This window comes from Mycobacterium sp. MS1601 (assembly GCF_001984215.1).
In the GTDB taxonomy this organism is placed as follows: domain Bacteria; phylum Actinomycetota; class Actinomycetes; order Mycobacteriales; family Mycobacteriaceae; genus Mycobacterium.
In genome coordinates this window covers 4,008,174-4,034,761 of sequence record NZ_CP019420.1, presented here as the reverse complement: position 1 = coordinate 4,034,761, position 26,588 = coordinate 4,008,174, and the positions used below count along the sequence as shown (strand labels likewise).

The 26,588-nt window shown below is 66.0% G+C and carries 25 protein-coding genes and 2 pseudogenes; 3 read left to right on the top strand and 24 right to left on the bottom strand.

The window, feature by feature from the left end; all coding sequences use genetic code 11:
* Nucleotides 1–154 precede the first annotated feature (154 nt).
* On the bottom strand, nucleotides 155–1,408 hold the full coding sequence (gene murA / locus BVC93_RS19640) for a UDP-N-acetylglucosamine 1-carboxyvinyltransferase (protein ID WP_083738936.1): 1,254 nt from the start codon (nucleotides 1,406–1,408) through the stop codon (nucleotides 155–157).
* Nucleotides 1,409–1,476: 68 nt separating this feature from the next.
* Here murA and BVC93_RS19635 point away from each other — a divergent pair, with 68 nt between their 5' ends.
* On the top strand, nucleotides 1,477–2,067 hold the full coding sequence (locus tag BVC93_RS19635; RefSeq protein WP_083738935.1) for a cob(I)yrinic acid a,c-diamide adenosyltransferase: 591 nt from the start codon (nucleotides 1,477–1,479) through the stop codon (nucleotides 2,065–2,067).
* Nucleotides 2,068–2,223: 156 nt separating this feature from the next.
* Here BVC93_RS19635 and BVC93_RS19630 read toward each other — a convergent pair whose 3' ends face one another.
* From BVC93_RS19630 to fadD1, 16 genes and pseudogenes are all read right to left on the bottom strand, one after another.
* A complete protein-coding gene (locus BVC93_RS19630; protein ID WP_083738934.1) occupies nucleotides 2,224–2,667 on the bottom strand; it encodes a DUF2550 domain-containing protein in 444 nt (147 codons plus the stop codon).
* Nucleotides 2,668–2,676: 9 nt separating this feature from the next.
* Nucleotides 2,677–3,042, bottom strand: coding sequence for a F0F1 ATP synthase subunit epsilon (locus tag BVC93_RS19625; RefSeq protein WP_083738933.1), 366 nt, complete (start codon nucleotides 3,040–3,042; stop codon nucleotides 2,677–2,679).
* A 36-nt stretch (nucleotides 3,043–3,078) separates the two neighbouring features.
* A complete protein-coding gene (gene atpD / locus BVC93_RS19620; RefSeq protein WP_083738932.1) occupies nucleotides 3,079–4,509 on the bottom strand; it encodes a F0F1 ATP synthase subunit beta in 1,431 nt (476 codons plus the stop codon).
* 25 nt (nucleotides 4,510–4,534) lie between these two features.
* Nucleotides 4,535–5,458, bottom strand: coding sequence for a F0F1 ATP synthase subunit gamma (locus BVC93_RS19615; RefSeq protein ID WP_083738931.1), 924 nt, complete (start codon nucleotides 5,456–5,458; stop codon nucleotides 4,535–4,537).
* Nucleotides 5,459–5,491: 33 nt separating this feature from the next.
* Nucleotides 5,492–7,141, bottom strand: a complete 1,650-nt coding sequence (atpA, locus tag BVC93_RS19610) for a F0F1 ATP synthase subunit alpha (RefSeq protein ID WP_083738930.1) — start codon at nucleotides 7,139–7,141, stop codon at nucleotides 5,492–5,494.
* A gap of 59 nt (nucleotides 7,142–7,200) precedes the next feature.
* Nucleotides 7,201–8,537 (bottom strand): annotated as a pseudogene (locus BVC93_RS19605) (F0F1 ATP synthase subunit B/delta).
* Complete coding sequence (locus BVC93_RS19600) at nucleotides 8,538–9,032, bottom strand: F0F1 ATP synthase subunit B (protein ID WP_083738929.1); 495 nt, start codon at nucleotides 9,030–9,032, stop codon at nucleotides 8,538–8,540.
* Nucleotides 9,033–9,041: 9 nt separating this feature from the next.
* Nucleotides 9,042–9,296, bottom strand: coding sequence for a F0F1 ATP synthase subunit C (locus tag BVC93_RS19595; RefSeq protein ID WP_192860403.1), 255 nt, complete (start codon nucleotides 9,294–9,296; stop codon nucleotides 9,042–9,044).
* A gap of 86 nt (nucleotides 9,297–9,382) precedes the next feature.
* Nucleotides 9,383–10,153 carry a F0F1 ATP synthase subunit A gene (gene atpB, locus BVC93_RS19590; RefSeq protein WP_192860042.1) on the bottom strand — a complete coding sequence of 257 codons (771 nt, stop codon included), beginning with the start codon at nucleotides 10,151–10,153 and terminating at the stop codon, nucleotides 9,383–9,385.
* A gap of 19 nt (nucleotides 10,154–10,172) precedes the next feature.
* Nucleotides 10,173–10,628 carry a hypothetical protein gene (locus tag BVC93_RS19585; RefSeq protein WP_083738927.1) on the bottom strand — a complete coding sequence of 152 codons (456 nt, stop codon included), beginning with the start codon at nucleotides 10,626–10,628 and terminating at the stop codon, nucleotides 10,173–10,175.
* A gap of 258 nt (nucleotides 10,629–10,886) precedes the next feature.
* On the bottom strand, nucleotides 10,887–12,059 hold the full coding sequence (locus BVC93_RS19580) for a glycosyltransferase family 4 protein (protein WP_083738926.1): 1,173 nt from the start codon (nucleotides 12,057–12,059) through the stop codon (nucleotides 10,887–10,889).
* Between the two features lie 24 nt (nucleotides 12,060–12,083).
* A complete protein-coding gene (locus BVC93_RS19575; RefSeq protein WP_083738925.1) occupies nucleotides 12,084–12,737 on the bottom strand; it encodes an L-threonylcarbamoyladenylate synthase in 654 nt (217 codons plus the stop codon).
* The gene (gene prmC, locus BVC93_RS19570; RefSeq protein ID WP_083738924.1) at nucleotides 12,734–13,588 is read right to left on the bottom strand and encodes a peptide chain release factor N(5)-glutamine methyltransferase; all 855 of its coding nucleotides are present in this window, start codon (nucleotides 13,586–13,588) and stop codon (nucleotides 12,734–12,736) included. Before prmC ends, BVC93_RS19575 begins: the two co-directional genes overlap by 4 nt.
* Nucleotides 13,588–14,657: pseudogene (gene prfA / locus BVC93_RS19565) on the bottom strand (peptide chain release factor 1). The gene prmC and the pseudogene prfA overlap by 1 nt, the downstream one beginning before the upstream one ends.
* A gap of 88 nt (nucleotides 14,658–14,745) precedes the next feature.
* Entirely contained in the window at nucleotides 14,746–14,967 is a 222-nt protein-coding gene (gene rpmE / locus BVC93_RS19560; protein ID WP_083738923.1) for a 50S ribosomal protein L31, read from the bottom strand.
* Nucleotides 14,968–15,107: 140 nt separating this feature from the next.
* The gene (gene fadD1 / locus BVC93_RS19555) at nucleotides 15,108–16,685 is read right to left on the bottom strand and encodes a fatty-acid--CoA ligase FadD1 (RefSeq protein WP_083738922.1); all 1,578 of its coding nucleotides are present in this window, start codon (nucleotides 16,683–16,685) and stop codon (nucleotides 15,108–15,110) included.
* Between the two features lie 184 nt (nucleotides 16,686–16,869).
* Here fadD1 and BVC93_RS19550 point away from each other — a divergent pair, with 184 nt between their 5' ends.
* Nucleotides 16,870–17,406 carry a TetR/AcrR family transcriptional regulator gene (locus tag BVC93_RS19550; RefSeq protein ID WP_236950463.1) on the top strand — a complete coding sequence of 179 codons (537 nt, stop codon included), beginning with the start codon at nucleotides 16,870–16,872 and terminating at the stop codon, nucleotides 17,404–17,406.
* On the opposite strand, the gene BVC93_RS19545 is transcribed toward BVC93_RS19550, so the two are convergent.
* Both BVC93_RS19545 and BVC93_RS19540 read right to left on the bottom strand, forming a co-directional pair.
* A complete protein-coding gene (locus tag BVC93_RS19545) occupies nucleotides 17,381–17,986 on the bottom strand; it encodes a maleylpyruvate isomerase family mycothiol-dependent enzyme (RefSeq protein WP_083741174.1) in 606 nt (201 codons plus the stop codon). The genes BVC93_RS19550 and BVC93_RS19545 overlap by 26 nt on opposite strands.
* 44 nt (nucleotides 17,987–18,030) lie before the next feature.
* The gene (locus BVC93_RS19540) at nucleotides 18,031–18,567 is read right to left on the bottom strand and encodes a MarR family winged helix-turn-helix transcriptional regulator (protein ID WP_083741173.1); all 537 of its coding nucleotides are present in this window, start codon (nucleotides 18,565–18,567) and stop codon (nucleotides 18,031–18,033) included.
* A gap of 83 nt (nucleotides 18,568–18,650) precedes the next feature.
* Here BVC93_RS19540 and BVC93_RS19535 point away from each other — a divergent pair, with 83 nt between their 5' ends.
* Complete coding sequence (locus BVC93_RS19535; RefSeq protein ID WP_083738921.1) at nucleotides 18,651–19,625, top strand: quinone oxidoreductase family protein; 975 nt, start codon at nucleotides 18,651–18,653, stop codon at nucleotides 19,623–19,625.
* A 61-nt stretch (nucleotides 19,626–19,686) separates the two neighbouring features.
* Here BVC93_RS19535 and rho read toward each other — a convergent pair whose 3' ends face one another.
* From rho to lysA, 5 genes are all read right to left on the bottom strand, one after another.
* Nucleotides 19,687–21,639, bottom strand: coding sequence for a transcription termination factor Rho (gene rho / locus BVC93_RS19530; RefSeq protein WP_083741172.1), 1,953 nt, complete (start codon nucleotides 21,637–21,639; stop codon nucleotides 19,687–19,689).
* Nucleotides 21,640–21,916: 277 nt separating this feature from the next.
* Entirely contained in the window at nucleotides 21,917–22,864 is a 948-nt protein-coding gene (thrB, locus tag BVC93_RS19525) for a homoserine kinase (protein WP_083738920.1), read from the bottom strand.
* Nucleotides 22,865–22,867: 3 nt separating this feature from the next.
* Nucleotides 22,868–23,947, bottom strand: a complete 1,080-nt coding sequence (gene thrC, locus BVC93_RS19520) for a threonine synthase (protein WP_083738919.1) — start codon at nucleotides 23,945–23,947, stop codon at nucleotides 22,868–22,870.
* Nucleotides 23,944–25,269: a homoserine dehydrogenase gene (locus BVC93_RS19515; protein WP_083738918.1), complete on the bottom strand. Its 1,326-nt coding sequence runs from the start codon at nucleotides 25,267–25,269 to the stop codon at nucleotides 23,944–23,946. The genes thrC and BVC93_RS19515 overlap by 4 nt, the downstream gene beginning before the upstream one ends.
* A 2-nt stretch (nucleotides 25,270–25,271) precedes the next feature.
* Nucleotides 25,272–26,585, bottom strand: coding sequence for a diaminopimelate decarboxylase (gene lysA, locus BVC93_RS19510; RefSeq protein ID WP_192860041.1), 1,314 nt, complete (start codon nucleotides 26,583–26,585; stop codon nucleotides 25,272–25,274).
* Between the last annotated feature and the right edge of the window lie 3 nt (nucleotides 26,586–26,588).

Below are 26,588 nucleotides of genomic sequence, written 5' to 3'. Positions count from 1 at the left end.
CAGGGCAACCCTGCCAGCTTAAACTATCTGGTCGAGCGAGTCAAGCTTTTCTGTCTCGCGTCTCCGCGGCGACGTCAAAAGATTAGGACTTGCGTGGTTGCGAAGTCAAATCCGCTGGTCAGAGGCTTTTCGCCCCTACAACCCGCAGTTCGAGCTAGGTCACCCGCTCGATCTCTGCTCCCAGGCTTTTCAGATTCTCGACGAACAGCGGGTACCCACGATCGATGTGGTAAACGTCGTGAACTTCGGTGTCACCGTCGGCGACCAGGCCGGCGAGCACCAAGCCGGCACCGGCGCGGATATCCGAGGACCACACAGGCGCACTCGACAGCTGCGGTATCCCCCGCACGACGGCGTGATGTCCATCGGTGCGGGCATCGGCGCCGAGCCGGATCATCTCCTCGACAAACCGGAATCGGGCCTCGAAGACGTTTTCGGTGATCATCGAGGTGCCATCGGCAACCGCGGCAAGCCCGATCGCCATCGGCTGCAGATCGGTTGGGAATCCGGGGAACGGCAGCGTCGCCACGTTCACGGCCTTGGGCCGTTCGTACTGGACGACGCGGAAGCCATCGTCGCTCTGCGTGACGGTCGCCCCGACATCGTGCAGTTTGTGAAGCACCAATTGCAGATGCGATGGGTCGACGCCGGTCACCGAGATGTCGCCCCTCGTCATCGCTGCGGCAATCCCCCAGGTCGCAGCGACGATTCGATCGCCGATCACCCGGTGTTCGGTCGGGTACAGCTTCGGTACGCCGACGATCGTCATGATCGACGATCCCGCCCCCGTGATCTGGGCACCCATCTGGTTGAGCATCACGCAGAGGTCCACTACGTCGGGTTCACGCGCAGCGTTGTGGATCGTTGTCACACCTTCGGCGACCACCGCCGCCATCAAGATGTTCTCGGTAGCCCCCACCGACGGGAACTCCAGCTGGATCTCCGCGCCACGCAGCGTGTCGGCGTGCGCTACCACACAGCCGTGCTCGATATTGCAGGTCGCACCCAACTGACGCAGGCCGGCCTGGTGCATGTCCAGCGGCCTCGATCCGATCGCATCGCCGCCAGGTAGCGCCACCTTGGCCTTCTTGCAGCGACCGACTAGAGGCCCGAGCACACAGACCGACGCACGGAACTGCCGCACGGCGGCGAAGTCGGCGTCGTACTTGGGCTCATCGGGCGAGGTGATACGCACCACGTCGCCTTCGAGTTCGACGGTGGCTCCCAGCCCCCGCAGGACCTCGGCCATCAGTGGAACGTCCAGGATGTCCGGGCAGTTGGTGATGGTGGTCGTGCCTTCAGCCAGCAGACTTGCCGCCATCAGCTTGAGCACGCTGTTCTTGGCTCCCCCAACAGCAACTTCGCCGGCCAACCGGTTCCCACCGGTCACAACGAAACGCTCACTCACGCCGGTCAGTGTAAGCAGGCTCGCCCCCATTGGCCGATTCCCGCAACAGACTGCCGTACGGTTTTTCCATGGCTGTACACCTGACTCGCATCTACACACGCACCGGTGACGACGGCACCACTGGTCTGAGCGACTTCTCGCGAGTGACCAAGAACGACCCCCGTCTGATCGCCTACGCCGACTGTGACGAAGCGAACTCCGCGATCGGTGTCGCACTGGCGCTCGGAGCGCCCGAACCCGCGGTGGCGGCGGTTCTGCTCCAGATCCAGAACGACTTGTTCGACGCGGGCGCGGACCTATCCACACCAGTGGTGGCTGAACCCGAGTATCCACCGTTGCGGATCAGCCAGGAATACATCGATCGGCTGGAGACCTGGTGCGATGAGTTCAACTCGCCGTTGCCCAAGCTCGATTCGTTCATTCTCCCGGGCGGAACTCCGCTGTCGGCATTGCTGCACGTGGCTCGCACGGTCACTCGCCGTGCCGAACGCTCCGCGTGGACGGCCATCGATGCGCATTCGGACAACATCAGCGTGCTGCCGGCGAAGTACCTCAACCGTCTCTCGGACCTGCTGTTCATCCTGTCGCGGGTAGCCAATCCCGACGGCGACGTGTTGTGGCATCCGGGCGGGACGCGCAAGGGCGCCGAGTCTTCATAGCTCGGCCCTCTCTCCCCGGACTCCTCCGTCGCCGCATCGTCGACCGAGCCGAGTCTTCATAGCTCGGCCCTCTCCCCGGACTCCTCCGTCGCCGCATCGTCGACCGAGCCGAGTCTTCATAGCTCGGCCCTCTCTCCCCGGACTCTTTCGATGGAGCTAGACGATCCGGCGACGCGCACGCGGATTCGGCCGGGACTCCAACCAGGACAGAAACGCGGTCAAGGCGCCGCGATCGAGGGCCAGCTCATATCCGCGGCGCCGATCCGGCGACGAGTCGCGAAGTTCGAGGACGACGATCTCCTCGGTCATGATGTCGAATTCGTCTCCGCGGGGAGTCCGCCGAGAGACGATCTCGACTCCCCGCCTGCTGAGCCGCCGATCCGGCCACCAGCGCACACTCGACAACTGATAAAAAACTGCTTCACCGCCGCGGTACCGGATGACGCCGTGGCGCCATCCGTGTCCGCCGACGGCAGGGATGTCACGCAGAATCGCCGCAGTGCCGCCTTGCCGAAGTTTCCACAACCGGTAGGTCAGCGCTGCGACGAGCAGCAGGAGCACAGCCACGAGCACGACCATGAGAATCATGGACATGCTCACCGGCCGCCCCTAATCCAGCTGGCCGACGGCGCGCAGGCGCGCCCGTCCTTTGGCAGCTACCTCAGGGTCATCGGACTGCGAGTCCGTCTTCGCGGCGTCTACATCGATCTCGGACTCGAACTCCGCCGACTCGGCGAGAATGATCACGCCTTCTTCGGTGACCGACAGGAATCCACCGTCCACCGCGATGCGCAGGTCATCTTGGCCTTCACGCTCCACCCTGACCACCGCGTCGTCGACCAACTGCGCGACGAGCGGGATATGCCGAGGCAAGATGCCGATCTCGCCCGCGGTGGTGCGAGTGAAGAGGAACGTCGCCTTACCCGACCAGACATTACGTTCGACGGCAACGATATCGACGTCCAGTTCAGCCATTACACACCACCTTTCGGGCGATCGTCAGTTCGGAGGTCACAGCTTGGCGCCGAGGCTCTCGGCCTTCTTGGCGAGGTCGTCGAGACCACCGATGAGGAAGAACGCCTGCTCGGGCAGGTGGTCGAACTCACCCTTGGCCAGCTTGTCGAAGGCCTCGATGGTCTCCTTCAGCGGCACGGTGGAGCCCGGCTGACCGGTGAACTGCTCGGCCGCCATCATGTTCTGGCTCAGGAAGCGCTCGATCTTACGGGCGCGGTACACCAGAACCTTGTCCTCTTCCGACAGCTCGTCGATACCGAGGATGGCGATGATGTCCTGAAGGTCCTTGTAGCGCTGCAGGATTCGAATGACTTCCTGGGCCACGCGGTAGTGATCGTCGCCGACGACGCTGGGATGCAGGATGGTCGAGGACGACGCCAGCGGGTCCACCGCCGGGAAGATGCCCTTCGAGAACACCGTACGAGACAGCTCGGTGGTGGCGTCGAGGTGTGCGAACGTGGTGGCAGGCGCCGGATCGGTGTAGTCGTCGGCGGGCACGTACACAGCCTGCATCGAGGTGATGGAACGACCACGGGTCGAGGTGATGCGCTCCTGCAGTTCACCCATCTCGTCGGCCAGCGTCGGCTGGTAACCCACGGCCGACGGCATACGACCCAGCAGGGTCGAGACCTCGGAACCGGCCTGGGTGAACCGGAAGATGTTGTCGATGAACAGCAGCACGTCCTGGCCCTGCTCGTCGCGGAAGAACTCCGCCATGGTCAGCGCGGACAGCGCCACGCGCATACGCGTGCCCGGCGGCTCGTCCATCTGGCCGAACACCAAGGCGGTGTCCTTGAGCACGTTGGCGTCCTCGAGCTCGACCCAGAGGTCGTTGCCCTCACGGGTGCGCTCACCGACGCCGGCGAACACCGAGGTACCACCGAAGTTGCGGGCGATGCGGTTGATCATCTCCTGGATGAGCACCGTCTTGCCCACGCCTGCGCCGCCGAACAGGGCGATCTTGCCACCGCGCACGTACGGGGTCAGCAGGTCGACGACCTTGAGACCTGTCTCGAGCATCTCGGTGCGAGGCTCCAGGTCGGCGAAGGCCGGCGGCTTGCGGTGGATGGACCAGTGCTCGAAGTCCTTGCCGTAGCCGGGATCGTCGAGGCAGTCACCAAGGGCGTTGAACACGTGTCCCTTGACCCCGTCACCCACGGGCACCGAGATGGAGGCACCGGTGTCCTTGACCTCCACGCCACGCACCAGGCCGTCGGTGGGCTGCATGGAGATGGTGCGCACCAGGTTGTCACCCAGGTGCTGGGCGACCTCGAGGGTCAGCGTCTTGGCCAGCTCGCCGTAGGTGATCTCAGCGTGCAGGGCGTTGAACAGTTCGGGCACCGAGCCACGGGGGAACTCGACGTCAACGACGGGACCGGTGATGCGAACGACGCGACCGGTGGTGGTCTTTTCTGCGGTAGCAGTCATATCCTTCTTCGCTTCCTACGGGGCTCTACTTGGCGTCGGCCAGCGCGTTGGCGCCACCGACAATCTCGCTGATTTCCTGGGTGATCTGGGCCTGGCGCTCGCGGTTGGCTTCCAACGTCAGGGCCTTGATCAGGTCGTCGGCGTTGTCGCTCGCGGACTTCATGGCGCGGCGACGAGCGGCCGACTCGGACGCGGCGGCTTCGAGCAGCGCCGCGTAGACCCGGGTGGCCACGTAACGGGGAAGCAACGCCCCGAACAGTTCCTCGGCGTTGGGCTCGAACGAGAACAGCGTGTGCGGTCCGGTCTCTTCCTCGCCGACGTACTCGACCACCATCGGGGCGATCCGGCGAGCCTCTGCCGTCTGCGACAGCATCGACCGGAATTCCGTTGTCACGATGTGCAGTTCGTCGACGCCGAGGATGCCGTCGGCACCGCCGCCCTCATCGTCGTCGTCGGCGCCCGCCATGAACACCTCAACCAGGGTGTCGGCGATCTCCTTGGCGTTGTCGTACGTAGGCCGCTCCGAGAAGCCGGTCCAGGACTCGATGACATCGCGACCACGGAAGCTGTAGTAGCCCAATGCTTTCCGGCCTACGACGTAGAGCACCGGGCTCTTGCCCTCGTCACGCAACAGCGCGAAGAGTTCTTCGGCCCGACGCAGCACGTTGGCGTTGTAAGCACCGCAGAGTCCACGATCCGACGACACCACCAGGACGGCGGCACGCTTGGGGTTGTCCCGTTCCACCAACAGCGGGTGATCCAGCGCGCTGGCACCGGCGAGGTTGGTGAGCATATTGGTGATCTCGTCGGCGTAGGGGCGAGCCGCCTCGACTCGCGCCTGCGCCTTGGCGATCCGCGAGGTCGCGATCAGCTCCTGGGCCTTGGTGATCTTCTTGATAGACCCGGCGGAGCGGATGCGCCCGCGTAGCTCACGCAGTGTTGCAGCCATCTGATTCCAGACTCTCCAGTGCTTCTCGCTCGACTACTTCTTCTTCGGCGCGGGCTTGCGAACCTTCACCGATTCCTGGCCCAGGTCTTCGGCATCCAGCGCATCGGCCTCAGCCTCGTTGACCACCACCGAGCTGCCGTCGGACGCCGAGAAGCCCTTCTTGAACTCGTTGATGACGTCGTTCAGCTTCTCCTCGTTCTCCTCGGAGAGCTTCTTCGACTCACGAATATCCGACAGGATGAAGTCGTGGCTGGCCCTGACGTGCTCCAACAGCTCGGCCTCGAAACGAGCGACGTCTTCCACCGGCACCGAGTCCAGGTGACCCTTGGTGCCCAGGAAGATCGACACCACCTGCTCCTCGACGGGCAGCGGTGAGTACTGAGGCTGCTTGAGCAGCTCGACCAACCGGGCACCACGGTCCAGCTGAGCCTTCGACGCCGCATCCAGGTCCGAGGCGAAGGCGGCGAACGCCTCCAGCTCGCGGTACTGCGACAGCTCCAGACGCAGCGAGCCGGCCACCTCTTTCATGGCCTTGATCTGCGCTGCACCACCGACGCGGGACACCGAGACACCGACGTTGATGGCCGGCCGCACACCCTGGTTGAACAGGTCGGACTCCAGGAAGCACTGACCGTCGGTGATGGAGATGACGTTGGTCGGGATGAACGCCGAGATGTCGTTGGCCTTGGTCTCGATGATCGGCAGCCCGGTCATCGAACCACCACCGAGCTCGTCGGACAGCTTCGCGCAACGCTCCAGCAGACGGGAGTGCAGGTAGAAGACATCACCGGGGAAGGCTTCGCGGCCCGGCGGGCGGCGCAGCAGCAGCGAGATGGCGCGGTAGGCGTCAGCCTGCTTCGACAGGTCATCGAACACGATGAGGACGTGCTTGCCCTCGTACATCCAGTGCTGGCCGATGGCCGACCCGGCGTAGGGAGCCAGCCACTTGAAGCCGGCGGGATCGGAGGCCGGGGCCGCGACGATGGTGGTGTACTCCATGGCGCCACCGTCTTCGAGGGCACGCTTCACCGACGCGATGGTGGTGCCCTTCTGGCCGATCGCGACGTACACGCAGCGCACCTGCTGCTTCGGATCGCCGGTCTCCCACGCACCACGCTGGTTCAGGATGGTGTCGACGCAGACGGCGGTCTTGCCGGTCTTGCGGTCACCGATGATCAGCTGGCGCTGGCCGCGGCCGATCGGGGTCTGGCTGTCGATGGCCTTGATGCCGGTCTGCAGCGGCTCGCCGACGCCCTGGCGCTGCACCACCGAGGGAGCCTGCAGCTCGAGGGCACGACGGGTGTCGGTGGCGATGTCACCCTGGCCGTCGATCGGCTCACCCAGCGGGTTCACCACGCGTCCGAGGAACGCGTCACCGACCGGTACCGACAGCACCTCGCCGGTGCGCTTGACCTGCTGGCCCTCCTCGATCTGACCGAACTCGCCGAGGATGACCGCGCCGACGCTGTGCTCGTCGAGGTTCAGCGCGACGCCGAGAACGCCGCCGGAGAACTCGAGCAGCTCCTGGGTCATGACCGAGGGCAGACCCTCGACGTGGGCGATGCCGTCACCGGCGTCGACCACGGTTCCGATTTCTTCACGCTCGGACTCGGCGCTGAAGGAGGAGACGTAGTCCTCGATAGCGCCTTCGATATCAGCAGCTGAGATTGTCAACTCTGCCATGGCTTTTCGTCTTCCTACCTTCGTGTTCTAACAAGATGTTCTTGGGTGCGTGGCGTGCGTCAGTCCGGCAGACCGCTGCGCGCCGCAGCCAACCGGGAGGAGATGGAACCGTCGATCACTTCGTCGCCGACCGTGATGAGCAGCCCACCCAGGACAGCCGGGTCGACGTTCAACTGGATGGAGACCGGGTGGCTGTAGATGCGACCCAGCACCTCGGCCAACCGCGTGCGCTGCTGGTCGCTGAGTTCAGCGGCCGCGGTCACGTGGGCAACCACCTCGCCGCGGCGAGCCACAGCCAGTTCGGCCAGATCGGCGACGGCCTCGTCGGCACGCTCGCCGCGCAGCAATTCGACGGTCTGCGCCAGCAACGCCGCGGCAGTCTCGTTCACGCCACCTGAGCTCTCGAGCACCTTGCGCAGCAAGCTGACTCGGCCTTCGGCCGGCGTGGTGACATCGCTGAGCAGGCTGCTCAGCCGCGGCTGAGCGTCCAGCACCCGACCGAAGCGGAACAACTGATCTTCGACGGCCTCGCCTTCACCGCTCTTGTCAGCGCGGGCCAGCAGAGCCAGCCGGGCGACGTGCTCGAGCGCATCGACCAGGTTGCCTGCGGCCGACCAGCGTTGCGAGGCAGCGGTCTTGACCAGATCAAGCGCCGGGGCGCTGATCTTGCCGTCGAACAGACGCTCGGCGAGGCGGATCTTCGGATCGGGATTGTCGGTGGGATCGGCCAGGTGCTTGCCCAGGATCGGTTGTCCCAGTAGCAGCTTGGCCACCGACGCCAGATCGTCGGCCAGAGTGGTGAGCCCGGCGGCGTCCAGTCCCCCGCGGTCTGGTCGAACTTCTTGACGACCTCGGCGAGTGCTTCACGACTGGCCGCACGCAGGTTCAGCGACGCGCCGGCCTCCAGGACCGCAGTGGACGGCGCCATTGATTCGAGTTCACCGAGGAAGCGGTCCACCGTCGCCGACTGCTGCGCCGGATCCGACACGTACTGCCGCACCAGGTCTTCGGCCTTCTGCACGGATTCGGCGCCGAGTTCGTGCCGCAGGCCACGGATGGTCTGCTGGCGCAGCAGATGAATCTGCTGCTCGCCCTGTGCCTTGATGCGTTCGGCTTCGGTGGCGGCCTGCTCTTGCAGCTGGGCTCCGATGCGCTCGGAGTCTGCGCGGGCTTCGTCGGTGACCTTGGCGGATTCCGCCTTGGCGTCCGCGACGGCCTTGGCGTGCATGGCGTCGGCGTCGGCCAGCTTCTTGGCGGCCTCCGCACTCTCCGCCAGCGCGGTGCGAATGGCCTCCTGCTGCTTTTGCATCAGGCCTTTCACTGGCGGCACGACCCACTTCACGATGATGAACACAATCACCCCGAAGCCGATCAGCTGGCCGATGAATGTCGACATCTAGCTGCTCCCACCTGATTTCACGTCGACGCCGAGGATGCGGCTGGCCAGCGCGGCCGAGAGCCCGTCCACCGACGACTGCAATTCGGTCTGCGTAGCCGAGCGTTGTGCGGACAGTTGCTCGTCTGCCTGGCGCACGGTATCGGCGACCACGCCATTGGCCTCGGCGCGCTTGGAGTCGATGACCTGCCTTCCGGCGGTGCGCGCCTCGTCGCGGATCGACGACGCTTCCGAACGCGCGCCGGCCATCGTCTCGTCGTAGTCGGCCTGGGCCGCTGCGACCTGCTCAGCCGATTTGCGATTGTCCGCGGCCGTCTTGGCCAGCATGGCCTCGCGTTCGGCGAGCACCTTGCTGACCGGCGGCACCACCCATTTCCAGATCACGGCCAGCGTGATCAGGAAGATGAGCAGCACGACGAAGAAGGTGCCGTTGGGAAGCAGGAAGTTGCTGGACCCCCCGCCCTCTTCCGCTGCGAGGATGGTTAGTTCACTCATTACGTCGGTTTACTGCAGGCCCGGCGTGGCGAAGACGAACAGCGCCATGAAGGCCAGGTTGATGAAGTAGGCGGCCTCGACCAGACCGACGGTGATGAAGAACGGCGTGAACAGACGGCCCTGGGCTTCGGGCTGCCGGGCGATGCCGGAGATCAGCGCGTTACCCGCGATACCGTCGCCGATGCCGGCGCCGATGGCACCGCCACCCAGGATCAATCCGCCGCCGATCAGAGCGCCGGCCGTGATGATGGCGTTGGGATCGATTTCCATTCCTATTTTCCTCCTTGGTAACTGGCGGCAGTACCGCCAGAGTTCATGTGGTCGTTCGGTCTAGTTGCGGTGGTCAGTGATCAGTGGTCTTCGTGGTCGAGTTCCATCGCCTGGCTGAAGTACAGGATGGTCAGCAGCGAGAAGATGAAGGCCTGGATCAAGCCGACGAAGAGGTCGAACGTCTTCCAGATGGCGTTGGGGGCCCACTGGATGTACCAGGGGAACATCGCGATCAACGCCACCAGGATGCCGCCGGCGAAGATGTTGCCGAAAAGTCGGAGTGCCAGCGAGATGGGCTTGGCGAGTTCTTCGACGATGTTGATCGGGGCCAGGAAGGCGACGTGGCCCTTGACGACCTTGATCGGGTGACCGATGAGGCCGCGCCGCTTGATACCTGCGGCGTGGTAGGCGATGAACACGAACAGTGCGAGCGCCAGCACGAAGTTGATGTCCGAGGCCGGCGGCTTGTACAGCTCGGCTGCCGCGCCGTCGGATCCGCCGTACTGCCACGGGAAGACTGCCAGCCAGTTCGAGATGAGGATGAACGCGAACAGCGCGACGGCCAGCGGCAGCACAAAGGGTGCGACCTTCATGCCGACGGAGCTCTCGATCTGCCCGCGCATCTGGATGGTCAGGGCTTCCCAGAACAGCTGCACCTTTCCGGGCACACCGGTGGAGGTGACCTTGGACTTCAGGAAGAAGGCCAGTCCGATGATGATGACGGCGGTGATGGCGGTGGCCATGATGGTGTCGCCGTTGAACGTCATGCCGAACAGTTCGAACACCATGGTGTGGTGTCCGACGTGGATGGCTGCGCCGCCCTCTTCGGCAGCCAGGACGGTCTCAGTCATTCGAGACATGCGAGTCAGCTCAACCCTTCGATTCCGATGCGGATGCGTCTTCGACATCCAGGCCGTTGGAGCGGATCTTCTTCAGCACCGGAATGCTGGTGCTCATCACCAGCAGCGCCTGGAAGATCGCGAGTCCGAACAGCACCGCGATGCCGCCTTGTTCCTTGAAGAAGATGGCGATGGCCAACGCGATCACCGAGATGATCATCAGGCGCATGGCCGAGTTGACGGCCATCTTCTTCTTGAGTGGATGGTCCTCGGCCGTGATGGCCTCGACGGCCCGGCGCACCATCAGCGCATTGACCAGCCCGAGGCCCAGTCCCACGCCGAAGAAGACGCCGAACCACGCAGTTGCCACGAATGCCGCCGCTGCGGTCGCGAGTGCGGTCAGCAACACGCAGACTACGAGCAGACGAACGGGACGGAACGCCACGGACGGAAACACCAACGGCGCTTCGTGCGCTGGTGTCGTCACTTTGTCACCTCTAATCCCACGGTCACGGGAGCGATTCCCCGATGGTCAGGTGCCTCGCCCGCCTGAGCGTATCGGAGGGCGGTGGGCGCGCTGGAATCACCCAAGGGGTAGCTCCCTTTTGTCGGTCGTATTTCGGCGCCAGGCGACTTTCTCGCCACCGGGCCGGGCCGGCAACCCGCGAGGTTTTTCGGGTTCTGCGTGAACCGTACCACATGGTAGGACCCGGAAAACGGCCCCCTACTACAAATCGTCGTACGGTCAGCCGGAGCGGCTTTCACCCCGTCTGAGCAACGGAATCAGCGTGATGATCCCGGCGACGACGATGGCGCCCAGCATCACCGCTCCGGTGTCGCGCGGGTCGAAGAAGATGGTGCTCGCGGCGCCGAATGCCGCGATGCCCACCCACAGGTAGATCAGCAGGACCACGCGCCGGTGCGAGTGCCCGATCTGCAGCAACCGGTGGTGCAGGTGCATCTTGTCGGGGCTGAAGGGGCTGCGGCCCGCCCTGGTGCGGCGGACGATCGCCAGCAGCATGTCCAGCGCCGGGACGAACACCACCGCGACCACGAGTAGGAACGGTGACAGCAGCGCAAAGACGTCCCTGGCGCCGTAGGCGTTCTGCGAGATCGGCCCGGCGGCGGTGGTCGCCGCGGCGGCGAGCATCAGCCCGATGAGCATCGAGCCGGAGTCGCCCATGAAGATCTTGGCCCGGTGGAAGTTGTGCGGCAGAAAGCCGAGGCATGCCCCGGCCAGGACCACGGAGATCACCGCGGGCGGGTAGAACAGCACATCGCCGCCGTGATCACGCAACAGCCCGACGGAGAAGAGGCAGATCGCCATCGCCGTGATCAGGCCAAGGCCGGCGGCCAGACCGTCGAGGCCGTCGACGAAGTTCATCGCGTTGACGATCGACACCGTGAGCGCCAGTGTCAGCAGGATCGACGCGGTCTGGTCCAGCACGATGGTGCCCACCCCGCCGATCGGGATGTACAGCACGCTCCATGCCACACCCATGGTGACCAGCACGCTGGCAGCGGTGATCTGGCCGGCGAACTTGGTCAGCGCATCCAGACCCCAGCGGTCGTCGATCAGCCCGATGCCCATGATCAGCCCACCTGCGACGATCACCGCGGGCATACCCGTGGAGTAGATGAAGCCGCGGGTGAGCGCGGGCAGCTGAGAGGCCAGGAACACCGCACCTGCCACACCGAGATACATCGCCAGGCCGCCCATCCGCGGGGTCGGCTGCAGGTGGACGTCGCGTTCGCGCGGGTAGGCCACGGCGCCCACCCTGGTGGCGAACTTGCGGACGGCTCCGGTGGCGAAGTAGGTGATGATGGCGGCGGTCAGGCCGACGAGGGCCAACTCGCGCAGAGGGACGCCTGCGCCACGGTCGGACAGTGCGAGCAGTTCGGGGGCGGCGCTCAACACCGGATCAACCGTACTGGACGCATGTCAGTCGATCAGGATGGTCGGGTTGATGCTGAGCACCTCGCCGATGGCGTCGGCGGACACCGGTCCTTGGCGCAGGATCTTGGGGGCCGCCCCGGTCAGGTCGACGATGGTGGACGCCGCACCCTGTTCGGCCGGTCCACCGTCGAGATACACCTCCACGAGGTCGGCCAACTGATTGCGGGCGTCGTCGACTGTGAGCGCGGGTGGCTGCCCCGAGATGTTGGCGCTGGACACCGCCATCGGGCCGACTTCGCGCAGCACGTCGATGGCCACCGGATGCAGCGGCATGCGCAGCATCACCGTGCCGTTGGCATCACCGAGGTCCCAGTGCAGTGACGGCGCCTGTCGCACCACCAGGCTCAGCGCGCCCGGCCAGAACGCGCGGATGAGTTCACGAGCAGTGCGTGGCACCGTGTAGACCAACCCGTCGATGGTGTTCCACGAGCCCACCAGCACGGGCACGGGCATGTCGCGGCCACGCCCCTTGGCGGCCAGCAGCGCGGCCACGGCCGAGGCGTCGAACGCGTCGGCGCCGATGCCGTAGACGGTGTCGGTGGGCAGGACGACCAGGCGCCCGCCTTTGGCGGCACTCACCGCGGAGGCGATCCCGGTTTCCCGCTGTGCCGGGTCGGAGCAATCGAAGGTGGAGCTCATCGGTGCCTCTCGTCGGAGCGAACAGCGGTGACGAACCGTGGCCTGCCGGCCAGGTCGCGATGCGGTTGGATGTCGCGGAACTTCCCGGTGTCGGCCAGTGCGTCCACGGTAGCCGCCGCTGTCGTGTCGTCGTGTTCGATGGCCACCCGTCCTGCCGGGCGGAGCCAGCGGCCCGCCAAGCCGGCGATGGCGTTGATCACCGTCATACCGTCGACGCCACCGAACAGCGCGTGGTGTGGATCATGTTGGGCCACTTCGGGTTCCAGCTCCACGCCGTCAGGGATGTAGGGCGGATTGGAGACCAGCAGGTCTACGGTGCCGTCCAGTTCGTGCAGCAGATCCGGTGTGGTGACGTCGGCTTCGACCAGTCGCACAGCGGTACCTTCGGCGTTGCGCGCCGCGTAGGCCAGCGCCTCGGGGGAATCGTCGACGGCCAGCACCTGCGCGGTGGGCCGGTATGTGGCCAGCGCCACCGCCAGCGCACCCGAGCCGGTACACAGGTCGACGATGGAGCAGCTGCCGGAGAAATGTTCGGCGTCAAGCGTATTGGCGGCCCATTCGTAGAGCGCCTCGGTCTCCGGGCGGGGAATGAAAACCCCGGGACCGACCTGCAGGGTCAGCGGGCCGAAGGGGGCGGTGCCGGTCAGGTGCTGCTGCGGGATGCGTCGCGCGCGGGCGGCCACCAGGTCCTGGTACCGCGTGTAGAAGTCGGGGCCGGGCTCAGCGGCGAAACGCAGCCGGCCGCGCTCGATACCCAGAACGTGTGCGGCCAGTTGCTCGGCTTCGACTGCCGCCGAGCCGATTCCGGCCGCGGCCAAGGTCTGCTCCGCTGCGTCGATGGCCGCGCGCATCACGCCTGCTGCAGCCTGGCCTGTTTGTCGGCGGCCGCCAACGCGTCGAACAGCGGGTCCAGCTCACCGTCGAGCACCTGGTCGAGGTTGTGCGCCTTGAAGTTGATCCGGTGATCGGCGATCCGGTTCTCGGGGAAGTTGTAGGTGCGTATGCGTTCACTGCGGTCCACGGTGCGGATCTGGCTGGCGCGGTCGGCGGAGGCGTCGGCCTGGGCCTGCTCCTCCTGCAACGCCTGCAGTCGGGCCGCGAGCACCTGCATGGCGCGGGCCTTGTTCTGCAGCTGCGAGCGCTCGTTCTGGCAGGTGACGACGATGCCGGTGGGCAGGTGGGTGATGCGCACCGCCGAGTCCGTGGTGTTGACGCCCTGCCCGCCCTTGCCGGAGGACCGATAGACGTCGATGCGCAGGTCGGATTCGTCGATCTGCACCTGCTCCACCTCTTCGGGTTCGGGGTAGACCAGGACGCCTGCGGCCGAGGTGTGTACCCGACCTTGCGATTCGGTGACCGGGACACGCTGCACCCGATGTACGCCACCTTCGAACTTCAGCCGTGACCAGACACCGTCCAGCGAGTCGCCCTTGCTAGTGATCGACAGGGTGGCGTCTTTGTAGCCGCCCAGATCCGAGGTGGTCTCCCCCAGCAGGGTGACCGTCCAGCCGTGCCGTTCGGCATACCGGATGTACATCCGGGCCAGATCGGCGGCGAACAGAGCGGATTCCTCGCCGCCCTCACCGGATTTGACCTCGAGCACGATGTCGTCGGGGTCATGCGGGTCACGGGGGCGAGCATGTCGGTGAGCTGGGTGTCCAGTTCGGCGACGCGCACTTCGAGGTCGGCGACCTCCTGGGCGAACGAAGAGTCCTCGGCGGCCAGTTCGCGGGCGGCCTCGAGATCACCACGCGCCTCATCGAGCTTGCGGTGGGTGCTCACGATGGGCGCCAGCTGGGCGAACCGCTTGCTGACCCGGCGAGCGTTCACGGCGTCACCATGCAGTTCGGGATCGGCCAGCTGACGTTCGAGATCAGCGTATTCAGCCAGCAACGCATCAACGGCGTTTGCCTGCGTCATCGCTCACCTCCTTGATGAAACTGCCGGAAAGACAAAACCGACGCCCGACCTGTGCGTACGAGACGACAGGCGGGCGCCGGTGAGGTGGCTATTTGTCGGCAGTCTTGCGCTTGCCGTAGCGCGCCTCGAAGCGCGCCACGCGGCCGCCGGAATCGAGGATCTTCTGCTTGCCGGTGTAGAACGGGTGGCACTGCGAGCACACCTCGACCACGATGTGGCCGCTGTCCTTCGTGCTGCGTGTGGTGAAGCTGTTGCCACAGCCGCAGACCACGGTGGTCTCGTTGTAGGCAGGGTGAATGCCGCTCTTCATAATGTCCTCTTCGATAGGTGGTCGCCGGGTCGCCCTGTACTTCAGAACCTGGCTTGCGGGCGTGAACCGGAACCTGAGGTGGTCGACGGACGATTATGCCAGGTCAGCCGTCGGTATCCCAAAACGCACGAATGGCGCCACTAATTCCCGGGGCAGTATCGGCGCGACCGTGCCTCCCGCGCCCACAGCGTTCCGCCCGGCGGCGTCGTTCCGTAAGCCACCAACTGTCGTTTGAGCACCTTGTTGGTGGCGGTGGCGGGCAGTTCGTCGGCAAGCCACACGTACCGCGGCCAGGCCTTCGGTGAGAGATCTGCCTGCCCGGCCAGGAACATCTCCAACTCCTCGGGTGTCAACGTCGCGTCGTCGCGTAGTACCAGCGCGGCCATCACCTGGTCACCCACCTGCTCGTCGGGCACGGCATACACGGCGGCCTGCGCCAGCGCCGGAAGTCGCATCAGAACCCGTTCGATGGGTGCCGACGTCATGTTCTCGCCGTCCACCCGCATCCAGTCGGCGGTTCGGCCCGCGAGGTAGATCCACCCGTCTGCGTCGCGGTAGGCGAGGTCACCTGACCAGTACATCCCGTGTCGTAGCCGGTGGTCGGTGGCGGCTTTGTCGTTGTAGTAGCCCTGGAAAAGTCCGGCGCCGCTGGTGTTCACCAGTTCGCCGATCGCCTTGTCGCCGTTGGTCAGGGCCCCCGCGGCGTCGAACTCGGCCACCGGGCACTCGGCCAGCGTGTCGGGGTCGTAGATGGCCACCCCGGGGAAGCCCTTGCCCACCGAACCCGTCGGGCAGTGCTCTTCCCTGGTGACGATCACCGCACCCTCGGTGGAGCCGAAACCGTCCCACACCGTGCAGCCGAAGCGGCGGCCGAACTCGACGATGTCGCGGTCGCTGGCCTCGTTGCCGAAGGCCACCCGCAGTGGGTTGTCGGCGTCGCCGTCGCCTTCCGGGGTGGCCAGGACGTAGGCCAGGGGCTTGCCGACGTAGTCCATGTAGGTCGCGCCGTAGCGGCGAAGATCGTGCAGTAGACCTGACGCCGAGAAGGTGGCGGGAGCCATCGCGGCTCCCGCGCCCAGCGCCACTGCCCATCCCGCGAGCAGGGCGTTGGAATGAAACAGCGGCATCGACAGGTAGCACGTGTCATCAGCGGTGATGCCGAAGCGCTGAACCAGCGCGATCCCGGCGAACAGCACGGTCATGTGTGCCACCTGGACGGCCTTGGGATCGCCGCTGGTACCGGAGGTGAAGATCATCATGAAGGTGTCGGTGGCGCCGACGTCGCGGTGCGCGGCGAACGGACCCGCAGCGGCCAGCAGGGCGACCCATTCGGAGGTCGACGTGTCGTAGATCCGTACCCCCGGCAGGTCGAGCCCGGTGAGCAGCTCGCGGTGATCGGCGTCGGTGAGCAGGATCTGGCAGTCCGAGCGCAGGATGTCCCCGGCCAGTGCGGCGCCGCGACGGGTGGTGTTGATACCGCACAACACATATCCGCCCAGTCCGGCCGCCGCCATGGCGGTCAGCATCTCCGGAGTGTTGTCGAGCAGAGCGCCGACATGCAGCGGGCGGTGCGGGTCTGCGATGCCGATCAACGCCGACGCGTGTGCCTGGGCCTGGGTCAGGTGCTCGGACCAGGTCCACTGTCGGTCACCGAAGCGCACGGCAATCGATGCGTCGTCAATGCGCTCACGCAGCACTTGCTGGACGGTTTCGGCCACTACACCACCTCGTGTCGACGCTTCAGCGTGAACAGAAAGGCAAATCTGTCTACTGGCACGCTGCCACATCTCCCCCAGCCAGGTGGACGGTTCTGCCAAGATATTCACGGTGACCGCAAGTCCAGACACCCAGGCGCGCACCAGCGCCCGGACAGTTCGCGATCGGCTGACCGACGCCGCCGAGATGTGCCTGCGCGAAAAGGGCATCCGGGCCACCACGGTGTCCGAAATCGCCGAGGCCGCCGGAGTGTCACGGGGGTGGCTATACCGCCACTTTCCGGACAAGGCGACACTGCTGGGCGCGGCCATTGTCCGCCTGAACGACGCCTTCTGGGGCGAATCGCACGCGATGCTGGCAGACATCGACGGCCTGGCCGAACAGATCGCGGCCGGCGTGAAACTGGGCCGCAGCGCCTACGACTCCCCCGGCGCGCTGTTGATGAAGCTGCGCAGAGACGAGCCCGAAGAGTTCGCGGCCTGCGCCGGTGCGGGCGTGCAGGGCCTGGTTCCCGATCTCGGCGCCTTCTGGGCGCCGTACCTCAAGGCCGCTCAGGAACGCGGCGAGATCGCCGTCGAGGATCTCGACGAAGCCGCCGAATGGGTGGCGCGCGGCCTGCTGACCATCGCCACGGTGCCGGGCAACACGCTGGACCCCGACGACCCGGCCGCCGTCCGGCGGTACGTGCGCCGCTACGTCATGCCGGGGTTGCACCAGGGCTGAGCGCGCTCAGGGCGCGCCGACCGCTGAGCACCAGCACCAGGTCCCGGATCGGCGCCGTGACCAGCTCGCCATCTCCTACCGCGAAGTCGGCGTCGACGGCCACCAACCGCACACCCCGCAACGCGCGGCGCGGGTTCATCGGAAATCGCATGCGCCACAGGTGTTTCGCCACCACGCATGCGGCCGGAGCCGGCATCGGCCGGTCGATTCCCAGGGGTATCGCGATGTCCTGCCCGTGCACCAGCACATCCATCAATGGATCTGTCGGCGTGGTACCCGGCGGCCTGCGCCGCGATCCGACAGCGGCTCGCAACCCGGCGACGAGTTGGTCGGGCGCGCGGCCGTCGGCGGTGACCAGCTGCTGCATCATGGTGTTGAACCGGAAGCCGGACCGCACCATCGCCGTCAGCATGTGCGGCGCACTCAGCTGGGAATGTGTCAGGTGCGCGGCGACAGCGCGGACGGTCCAGCCGTCGCACAACGAGCCCGTCGCCCACTGTTCGTCGGTCAGGGTATCGAGCTGCTCGGCCAGGTCAGCTCGCTCCCGATCGATCCACGACCAGATGGTGGTTGCGTCCACAACCGACACCCCCTCGGAATAGCCAGCGTCCCGACGATATCCAGTCAGGACGTGCGCTGCGCCTCGGTGGGCGGCACCAGACGGACGCCACGGCGCTGCGCCGCAAGCAGGTCGCGCAGCATCCGATTCACCGTGGCCAACTCCCCGGCTGAGTAACGCATCAGAAAGTCCCGCAGGCCGGCGTCGATCTCGTCGTGCATCTGACGGTGCACCTCGACGACACGACGGCCGTCCGAGGTCGCGCTGAGCCGAATTTCCTTGCGGTTACCGGGAACCGGATCTCGTCGTACCAGGCCGTGGTCGATCAGCTTCTGCACGTGCTTGGACACCGTTCCCTTCAACTGGCCCGACCGGGCGGCCAGCACGACGACGTTGAGGGGATCGCCATCGCGGCTGCCGGCCTCGATGGCATCCAGCAGATGAACACCCAACCTGGGAACGGCATCGGCCAGCGGCCGCAACCTGTCCGGCAGGCCCTGCCGCATGAACTCACGCTCGGCGTCGACGTCGGTGTCGAATTTGTCGGACACCGCATCAATGAGCCGACCGATCTCGTGCACCGTCTCCGACTTGGTTTTCACGGAAACCATGTTGCCACGGCGGCCCCGTGCGCATAGCCTCATTCGATAGTTTCTTCAGAAACCATCTGACTCGAGGAGTACTCATGAAAGCCGCCATCGTCGAACAATTCGGCACCGCCCCGCGCTACGCCGACGTCGAGACCCCCCTGGCCCGCGACGGACTCGTGGTGGCCGATGTCGCAGCGGCATCGGTGAAAAACCTCGATCGCGGGTTGGTGTCCGGGCAGCACTACGGCAGTTCCGCGCTGAAGCCGCCTTTCGTACCCGGCACGGACGGCGTGGCCCGGCTGTCGGACGGCGCATTGGTGTACGCGCAGGCGAACGGTTCGACCGGTTTCATGGCCGAGCAGACCGTGGTGGATCCCACCCGCGCCGTCCCGGTGCCCGCCGGACTGGATCCGGTGCGTGCGGCCGCGATTCCCAATCCCGGGCTGTCAGCGTGGTTGTCTCTGGAGGTCACGGCTCAGGTGCAGCCTGGTGCCCGAATCTTGGTTCTCGGAGCCACCGGCGTGACCGGCGCCGTAGCGGTGCAGTTGGCCAAGCGCACTTTCGGCGCGAAAAGTGTGGTGGCGGTAGGCCGCAACGCCGAACGGTTGCAGTGGTTGCGTACCCGCGGTGCCGACGATGTGCTGGTGCTGGGCACCGGTGCTCTCACCAGCGCGGTCACCGAGATGCACGCGGCCGACCCCTTCGACATCGTGCTGGACTATCTGTGGGGAACCCCGGCAGAGCAGACGCTGACCGCACTGGGCGGTCGCGGCCTGCGCACGAGTTTCCATTCGACGCGGTATGTCCAGGTGGGGTCGATGGCGGGGCCCGACATCACGTTGCCGGCCGGGATCCTGCGCAGCGCCGGAATCGAACTGGTCGGTTTCGGCATCGGCAGTGTGCCCGCCGAAGCCCTGGGCAGAGCGCGGACGCAGGTGTTACCCGCCCTGTTCGACATGGTGTCCGACGGCACCCTGGACATCGCGGTACAAGAACGCGCGCTGGCTGACGTCACCCAGGTGTGGGATGCGCCCGAGCCGGCGGGCCACCGCACCGTGCTGGTGCCGTGACGGTCCCGGATACACCGGAGCCCCTGCCGACATCGGCAGGGGCTCCGGTGCTCGTGATCGGTCAGTCGCGGTCTTCCATCGAACCGGGGGCGGTCTTGGAGACCTGGACCAGGAACTCGTAATTGGTCTTGGTCTTGCGAAGCTGGCTCATCAGCAGGTCGATAGCCTGGTGAGAGTCCAGCCCCGACAGCACCCGACGCAATTTGTGCACAATCGCAAACTCGTCGGGGCCCAGCAGCAGCTCGTCCTTGCGCGTGCCCGAGGGGTTGACGTCGACAGCCGGGAACACCCGGCGCTCGGCGATCTTGCGGTCCAGCTTGAGCTCGGCGTTACCGGTGCCCTTGAACTCCTCGAAGATCACGGTGTCACCGGTGGAGCCCGTCTCGACCATGGCCGTGGCGATGATGGTAAGCGAACCGCCGTGCTCGATGTTGCGAGCGGCACCGAGGAAGCGCTTCGGCGGATACAGGGCGGTGGAGTCCACACCACCGGACAGGATGCGACCCGACGCCGGCGACGCATTGTTGTACGCCCGGCCCAGACGGGTGATCGAGTCCAGCAGAACCACCACGTCTTTACCCTGCTCGACCAGGCGCTTGGCCCGTTCGATGGCCAACTCCGCGGCCTGGGTGTGGTCTGACGGCGGCCGATCGAAGGTGGAGGCAATAACCTCACCCTTGACCGAACGCTGCATGTCGGTGACCTCTTCAGGGCGCTCGTCGACGAGCACGACCATCAGGTGGCATTCGGGGTTGTTGCGGGTGATCGCATTGGCGATGTCCTGCATGATCGTGGTCTTACCCGCCTTGGGCGGAGACACGATCAGCGCACGCTGGCCCTTACCGATGGGCATGATCAGGTCGATCACACGCGTGGTCAGCCGGTCCGGAGTGGTCTCCAGACGCAGACGCTGATTGGGGTACAGCGGGGTGAGCTTGGTGAAGTCCGGTCGATTCCTGGCCGCGTCGACCGGGCCGCCGTTCACGGTGTCCAGGCGGACCAGCGGATTGAACTTCTGCCGCGGGTTCTGGCCGCCCCCATCGCCCCCTTCACGGGGCACGCGCACCGCGCCGGTCACCGCGTCACCACGGCGCAGCCCGTTCTTTCGGACCATGTTCATCGACACGTAGACGTCATTGGGCCCGGCGAGGTAGCCCGAGGTGCGGACGAAAGCGTAGTTGTCCAGCACATCCAGGATGCCTGCGACAGGCTGGACGACATCGTCCTCACGCAGCTCGGTGTCGTTGCCGCCCTCGTTACCGCCGCCACGTTCACCGCGACGCTTACGATCCCGGAACCGGCGACCCCGACGTCCACCACGGCCTTCGCCGTCATCGTCGTCGTTGTTGTTCTGATTGTTGTTCTGGTTCGAGTTGTTGCGGTTCGACTCGTTGCGATCGTTGTTGCGATTGCCGTCGTTCTGGCCCGAGTTGTTGCGATTGTTGTTCCGGTTCGACTGCTCACCGCCCTGCTGATCGCCCCGGTCCTGCTGACGGGGAGAGTCCTGAGCGGGGGCTTTGTCGGCCTCAGGCTCAGCGGCCTTGGCTTCGACGGTCTTGGCTTCGACAGCCTTGGAATCGGCCTTGTCGCCCTTTTCGGCGGGCTGCTCGACCTTGCCGACCTGCTTGGGCTGCTCAGCGACGGTCTCGGCAGGCGCACCGGTCTGACGGGAGGCACTGCGGCGCTCACGGCGCCGGGGCCCGGCAGGGGCCCCTTCCGACGCGGGAGCGGCTGCCGGCGCATCTTCTGCGGCGCCACCGTCGCGGTCGGCACCGTTGGCCGGGGCACTCGACTGGCGTTCACGGATGGCGGCGATCAGGTCGCCTTTACGCATCCCCGAGGTGCCCTTGACGCCGACGCGGACGGCCAGCGCCCGCAGTTCGGGCAGCACCATCGAGGTCAGCGAACCGCCCGACTTGTCGGAGGCAACAGCGGCGGAGCCGCGGGATGCCGTCACGCCCGGCAGCTCGGTCTGAGTAGCGCTGTCAGCCGTGATGAGGTCCGTATCAGTCACGGATTTCCTTTCTTCCTCCACAGCGAGTCGTGTGAAGGGTTAGCTGCACTCAGCAAAACACTGAGCGCGACGTCTCACCGTCGGCTTCGCAGGCGGTGATCGCCGGGATTCGCGGCAAAGGGCGAACCGTCAGTCCACAAGTTGATCACAAGAAAGTTGGTGGTCGTCCTAGTGTCGGCGCAGAAGACGCTGCGATTGCCGGGACGGCACCGAGGATAACCCGCTTCCCCGACGGAAGCAAGAATGTGACGTCGGCGTGTGGCGCTGTGACCACACGTCAGACTCGGGCCGCTACTCCAGAACTCCAGCGAACTCCGTCGCCGATCTTCATTTCCTTGACGGTGAATCCATGTGCGGTGCCGTAGTCGATGACTTCGGCCGGCAATTCCTGCGTGGTGCTCAAGGCCATCACCGCAGGTCCGGCGCCGGACAGCACCGCTGCAATGCCACAACGGCGCAACACGGCCAGATATTCCGCCGACGCCGGCATGGCTGCAGCGCGCTGCGGTTGATGCAGGACATCCTGGGTGGCCGACATCAGCAACTCGGGCCGCTCCGTCAGCGCCACCACCAGCAAGGCCGCCCTGCTGAGATTGAAACGGGCATCGGTGTGGCTGACCTGTTCGGGCAGCACGGCCCTGGTCTCCGCGGTGGACGAGCGCACCTGGGGCACCGCCGAGAACAGATGGATGTCAGGATGAACCCGGATGGGCGCGGCCTGATAGACCGGCGAACCGCCGGCGCCGGTTTCGGTCCAGGACACCACTGCGCCGCCGAGCACCGCTGCGGCAGCGTTGTCGGGGTGCCCCTCGAACTCCGAAGACAGCTGGACCAGTCGCAGCGTATCCATGGTTACGGTATTCGCCTGCGCGGCAAGGCCATTCACCACAGCCAATCCACCCACCACCGCGGCGGCCGACGAGCCCAGCCCGCGGGAGTGCGGAATCACGTTGCGACAGCGCACGATCAGACCCTGAGCCCGCAAGCCGGTCTCGGCCAGGCCGCGTTGGATGGCGCGTACCACCAGATGCTCGGGCCCCAGCGGAACCTGCCCCGCCCCTTCGCCTTCGACCTCGACGACAAGACCGGAATCCGTTGTCTCGACGATGATCTCGTCGTACAACCCGACAGCCAGTCCGAGGCTGTCGAATCCGGGACCGAGGTTGGCACTCGACGCCGCGACTGTGGCGGTAGCGGTGAGCCCGGCGGGCAGGGTCTGCGGCATCGGCTAACCCAGCCCCAACTGGGCAACCACGGCAGCCGGATCAACAGGGACCGCGGTGACGGTCGGCATGCCCTTGAGGGCGGTGTCCGGATCCTTGAGACCGTTGCCGGTGACGGTGCACACCACCGTGGAACCCGGGGCCACCCACCCGTCCTCGACCGACTTCAGCAACCCGGCGATGCTGGCCGCCGACGCCGGCTCGACGAAGACGCCTTCACTGCTGGCCACGAGGTGATATGCGGCCAGGATCTCCTCGTCGGTGGCGGCCAGAAAGCGGCCACCTGATTCCTGCTGGGCGGCGACGGCGCCGTCCCACGACGCGGGTGCGCCGATTCGGATGGCAGTGGCGATGGTCTCGGGGTTCTTGACCGGCTCCCCCGTCACCAGCGGCGCAGCGCCGGCGGCCTGCGTGCCGAGCATCCGCGGCAGCTTGTCGGCCAGCCCGTCGCGGTGATACTCGCGGTAGCCACGCCAATAAGCGGTGATGTTGCCTGCGTTACCGACGGGCAGCGAGTGCACGTCGGGTGCGTGGCCCAGAGCGTCGACGATCTCGAATGCAGCCGTCTTCTGGCCTTCGATGCGGACCGGGTTGACGCTGTTGACCAGCGCGATGGTCGGGAAGTCCGCGGTCAGCTTGCGGGCCAGCTCGAGGCAGTCATCGAAGTTGCCGTCGATCTGGATGATCTTGGCGCCGTGCATCACCGCCTGGGCCAGCTTGCCCATCGCGATCTTGCCCTGCGGAATCAGCACGGCACAGGTGATGCCCGCCTTGGCGGCATAGGCCGCCGCCGAGGCCGAGGTGTTTCCCGTCGATGCGCACAACACCGCCTTCTGGCCGCGGGCCACGGCGTCGGTGACCGCCATGGTCATCCCGCGGTCTTTGAAGGAACCGGTGGGGTTCAGTCCTTCGACCTTCAAATGCACTGTGCAGCCGGTGTGTTCGCTGAGCCGCTTGGCGTGGATCAGCGGGGTGCCACCTTCGAGCAGCGTGATGGTGGTCCAGTCGTCGCCGATGGGCAACCGGTCCCGGTAAGCCTCGATCAGGCCCGGCCACGGCTTGTGGATCGGTGTGGTGAGGCTCATTCGCCCGCCCCTTCCATGCGCAGGACGCTGGCCACGCTGGACACCACGTCGAGTTCCTTCAACGCCGAGATGGTCTCCGACAATGCCTCATCGGTGGCCTGATGGGTCAGCACGGCGATGCGGGCACCCACCCGCAGGCCGCCCTCGTTGACGATGCCTTCCTGGCGCACCTCGGCAATAGAGACCTCGCGCTTGGCGAATTCCGCTGCGACCGAAGACAACACACCCGGCTGGTCCTTGACGTAGAGGCTGACGTAGTAGCGCGTCGGGATCACGCCGATGGACGCGATCGGCAGCTTCGCGTACTTGGACTCGCGGGGTCCACGGCCACCCTGCACGCGGTTGCGCGCCGCCATCACCAGATCACCCATCACCGCCGACGCCGTGGGGGCCCCGCCTGCGCCCTGGCCGTAGAACATCAGCCGGCCCGCCGCCTCCGCCTCGACGACGACGGCGTTGAACGCCCCGCTGACCGAGGCCAGCGGGTGGTCCAACGGCACCAACGCCGGGTACACGCGGGCTGAAACCCGTTGCTTGCCTTTGCCTGTGGTCAACCGCTCGCAAATGGCGAGCAGTTTGATGGTGCAGCCCAGGGCCTTCGCGGACTCGAAGTCCTCGGCGGTCACCTTGGTGATGCCCTCGCGGTACACGTCATCTGCGGTGACCCGGGTGTGAAAAGCGATCGAGGCGAGAATGGCCGCCTTGGCAGCGGCGTCATAGCCCTCGACGTCGGCCGTGGGATCCGCCTCGGCGTAACCGAGCGCACTCGCGTCGGCCAGCGCGTCGTCATAGCTGGCGCCGGTGTCGTTCATCGCCGACAGGATGTAGTTGGTGGTGCCGTTGACGATGCCGGCCACCCGCAGCACGGTGTCGCCCGCCAGCGACTGGGTGAGCGGCCGGATCACCGGGATCGCCCCGGCCACAGCGGCTTCGAAGTACAGGTCGACACGCGCCTTCTCGGCGGCCTGGGCCAACTCACCGGTGGACTGCGCCATCAGCGCCTTGTTGGCGGTGATCACCGACTTCCCGCGCTCCAGTGCGGTCAGGATGGCCTTGCGCGCGGGTTCGACGGGGCCCATGACCTCGACGACGATGTCCACGTCCTCACGCGCGACCAGGCCCTCGATGTCCTCGGTCAGCAGGTCCACCGGCACACCACGGTCGTCGGCGACCCGGCGCACACCGATGCCGCGCAGCACCAACGGCGCCCCGATGCGGGCGGCCAGGTCATCCGCGCTCTCCTCGATGATGCGCACGACCTCGCTACCGACGTTGCCCAGCCCCAGAACCGCTATGCCGACCGGCTTCTCTTCTGTGCTCATGGTTACCTCACTTCCAGACTCAACAGATCGTCGACCGTTTCCCGCCTCAGGATCAGCCGTGCCCGCCCGTCGCGGACGGCCACCACAGCAGGGCGGCCCAGCAGGTTGTACCGGCTCGACATGGAATAGCAGTAGGCCCCGGTGGCCGCCACGGCCAGCAGGTCCCCGGGCACCACATCGTCGGACAACCAGGTGTCCCGGACGATGATGTCTCCGCTCTCACAGTGCTTTCCGACCACACGCGCCAGCACCGGCTCGGCATCGCTGATGCGTGAGACCAGTCGCACGTCGTACTCGGCGCCGTACAGCGCAGGTCGGATGTTGTCGCTCATGCCGCCGTCGACGCTCACGTAGCGGCGGTGCTCCTCCGACGAGACGGCAACGTCTTTGACCGTGCCGACTTCGTAGAGCGTGATGGTGCCGGGACCGGCGATGGCCCGGCCCGGCTCGACCACCAGAGTGGGAGTCGGCAATCCGACGGCCGCCGATTCGTTCTCCACGATGGCCTTGAGCTTGTCGGCCAGGTCCTGCATGGGCGGCGGATTGTCTTGTGGGAGATACGAGATACCCAGGCCACCACCGAGATCGATGATCGACATCTGGGCGGTCTTGTGGACTCCGAACTCCGCGACGACATCACGCAGCAAGCCGATGACCCGGCGGGCGGCGACCTCGAAGCCGTCGACGTCGAAAATCTGGGAGCCCACATGGCAGTGCAGGCCCACCAGCCGCAGGTTCGCGGTGGCGAACACCCGGCGCACCGCCTCCATGGCAGCACCACTGACCAGCGACAGGCCGAACTTCTGGTCTTCGTGTGCGGTGGAGATGAACTCGTGGGTGTGCGCCGACACTCCGGGGGTGACACGCACCAGTACGTCCTGGACGACGCCGGCCGCACCGGCGATGCCCTCCAGGCGTTCGATCTCGATCTCGGAGTCGATCACGATGTGCCCGACACCGGCCTTGACCGCCGCGGTGAGCTCGTCGACCGATTTGTTGTTGCCGTGCACGGTGATTCGCTCAGCGGGGAACTCGGCGTGCAGGGCCACCGCGAGTTCACCGCCGGTCGCTACGTCCAGCGACAGACCTTCCTGGTGCACCCACCGGGCGATCTCGCTGCACAAGAACGCCTTCGAGGCGTAGTGCACGTAGTCGCCGCCACCGAAAGCCGATGCGATCTCGCGGCAACGTCCGCGGAAGTCGTCCTCGTCGATGACGAACAACGGGGTGCCGTACTCGGCAGCCAGCTCGGTGACGCTGACGCCTGCCACCGACACAACATCGTCCGCTCCGCGAACCAGGTTCTGCGGCCACACATT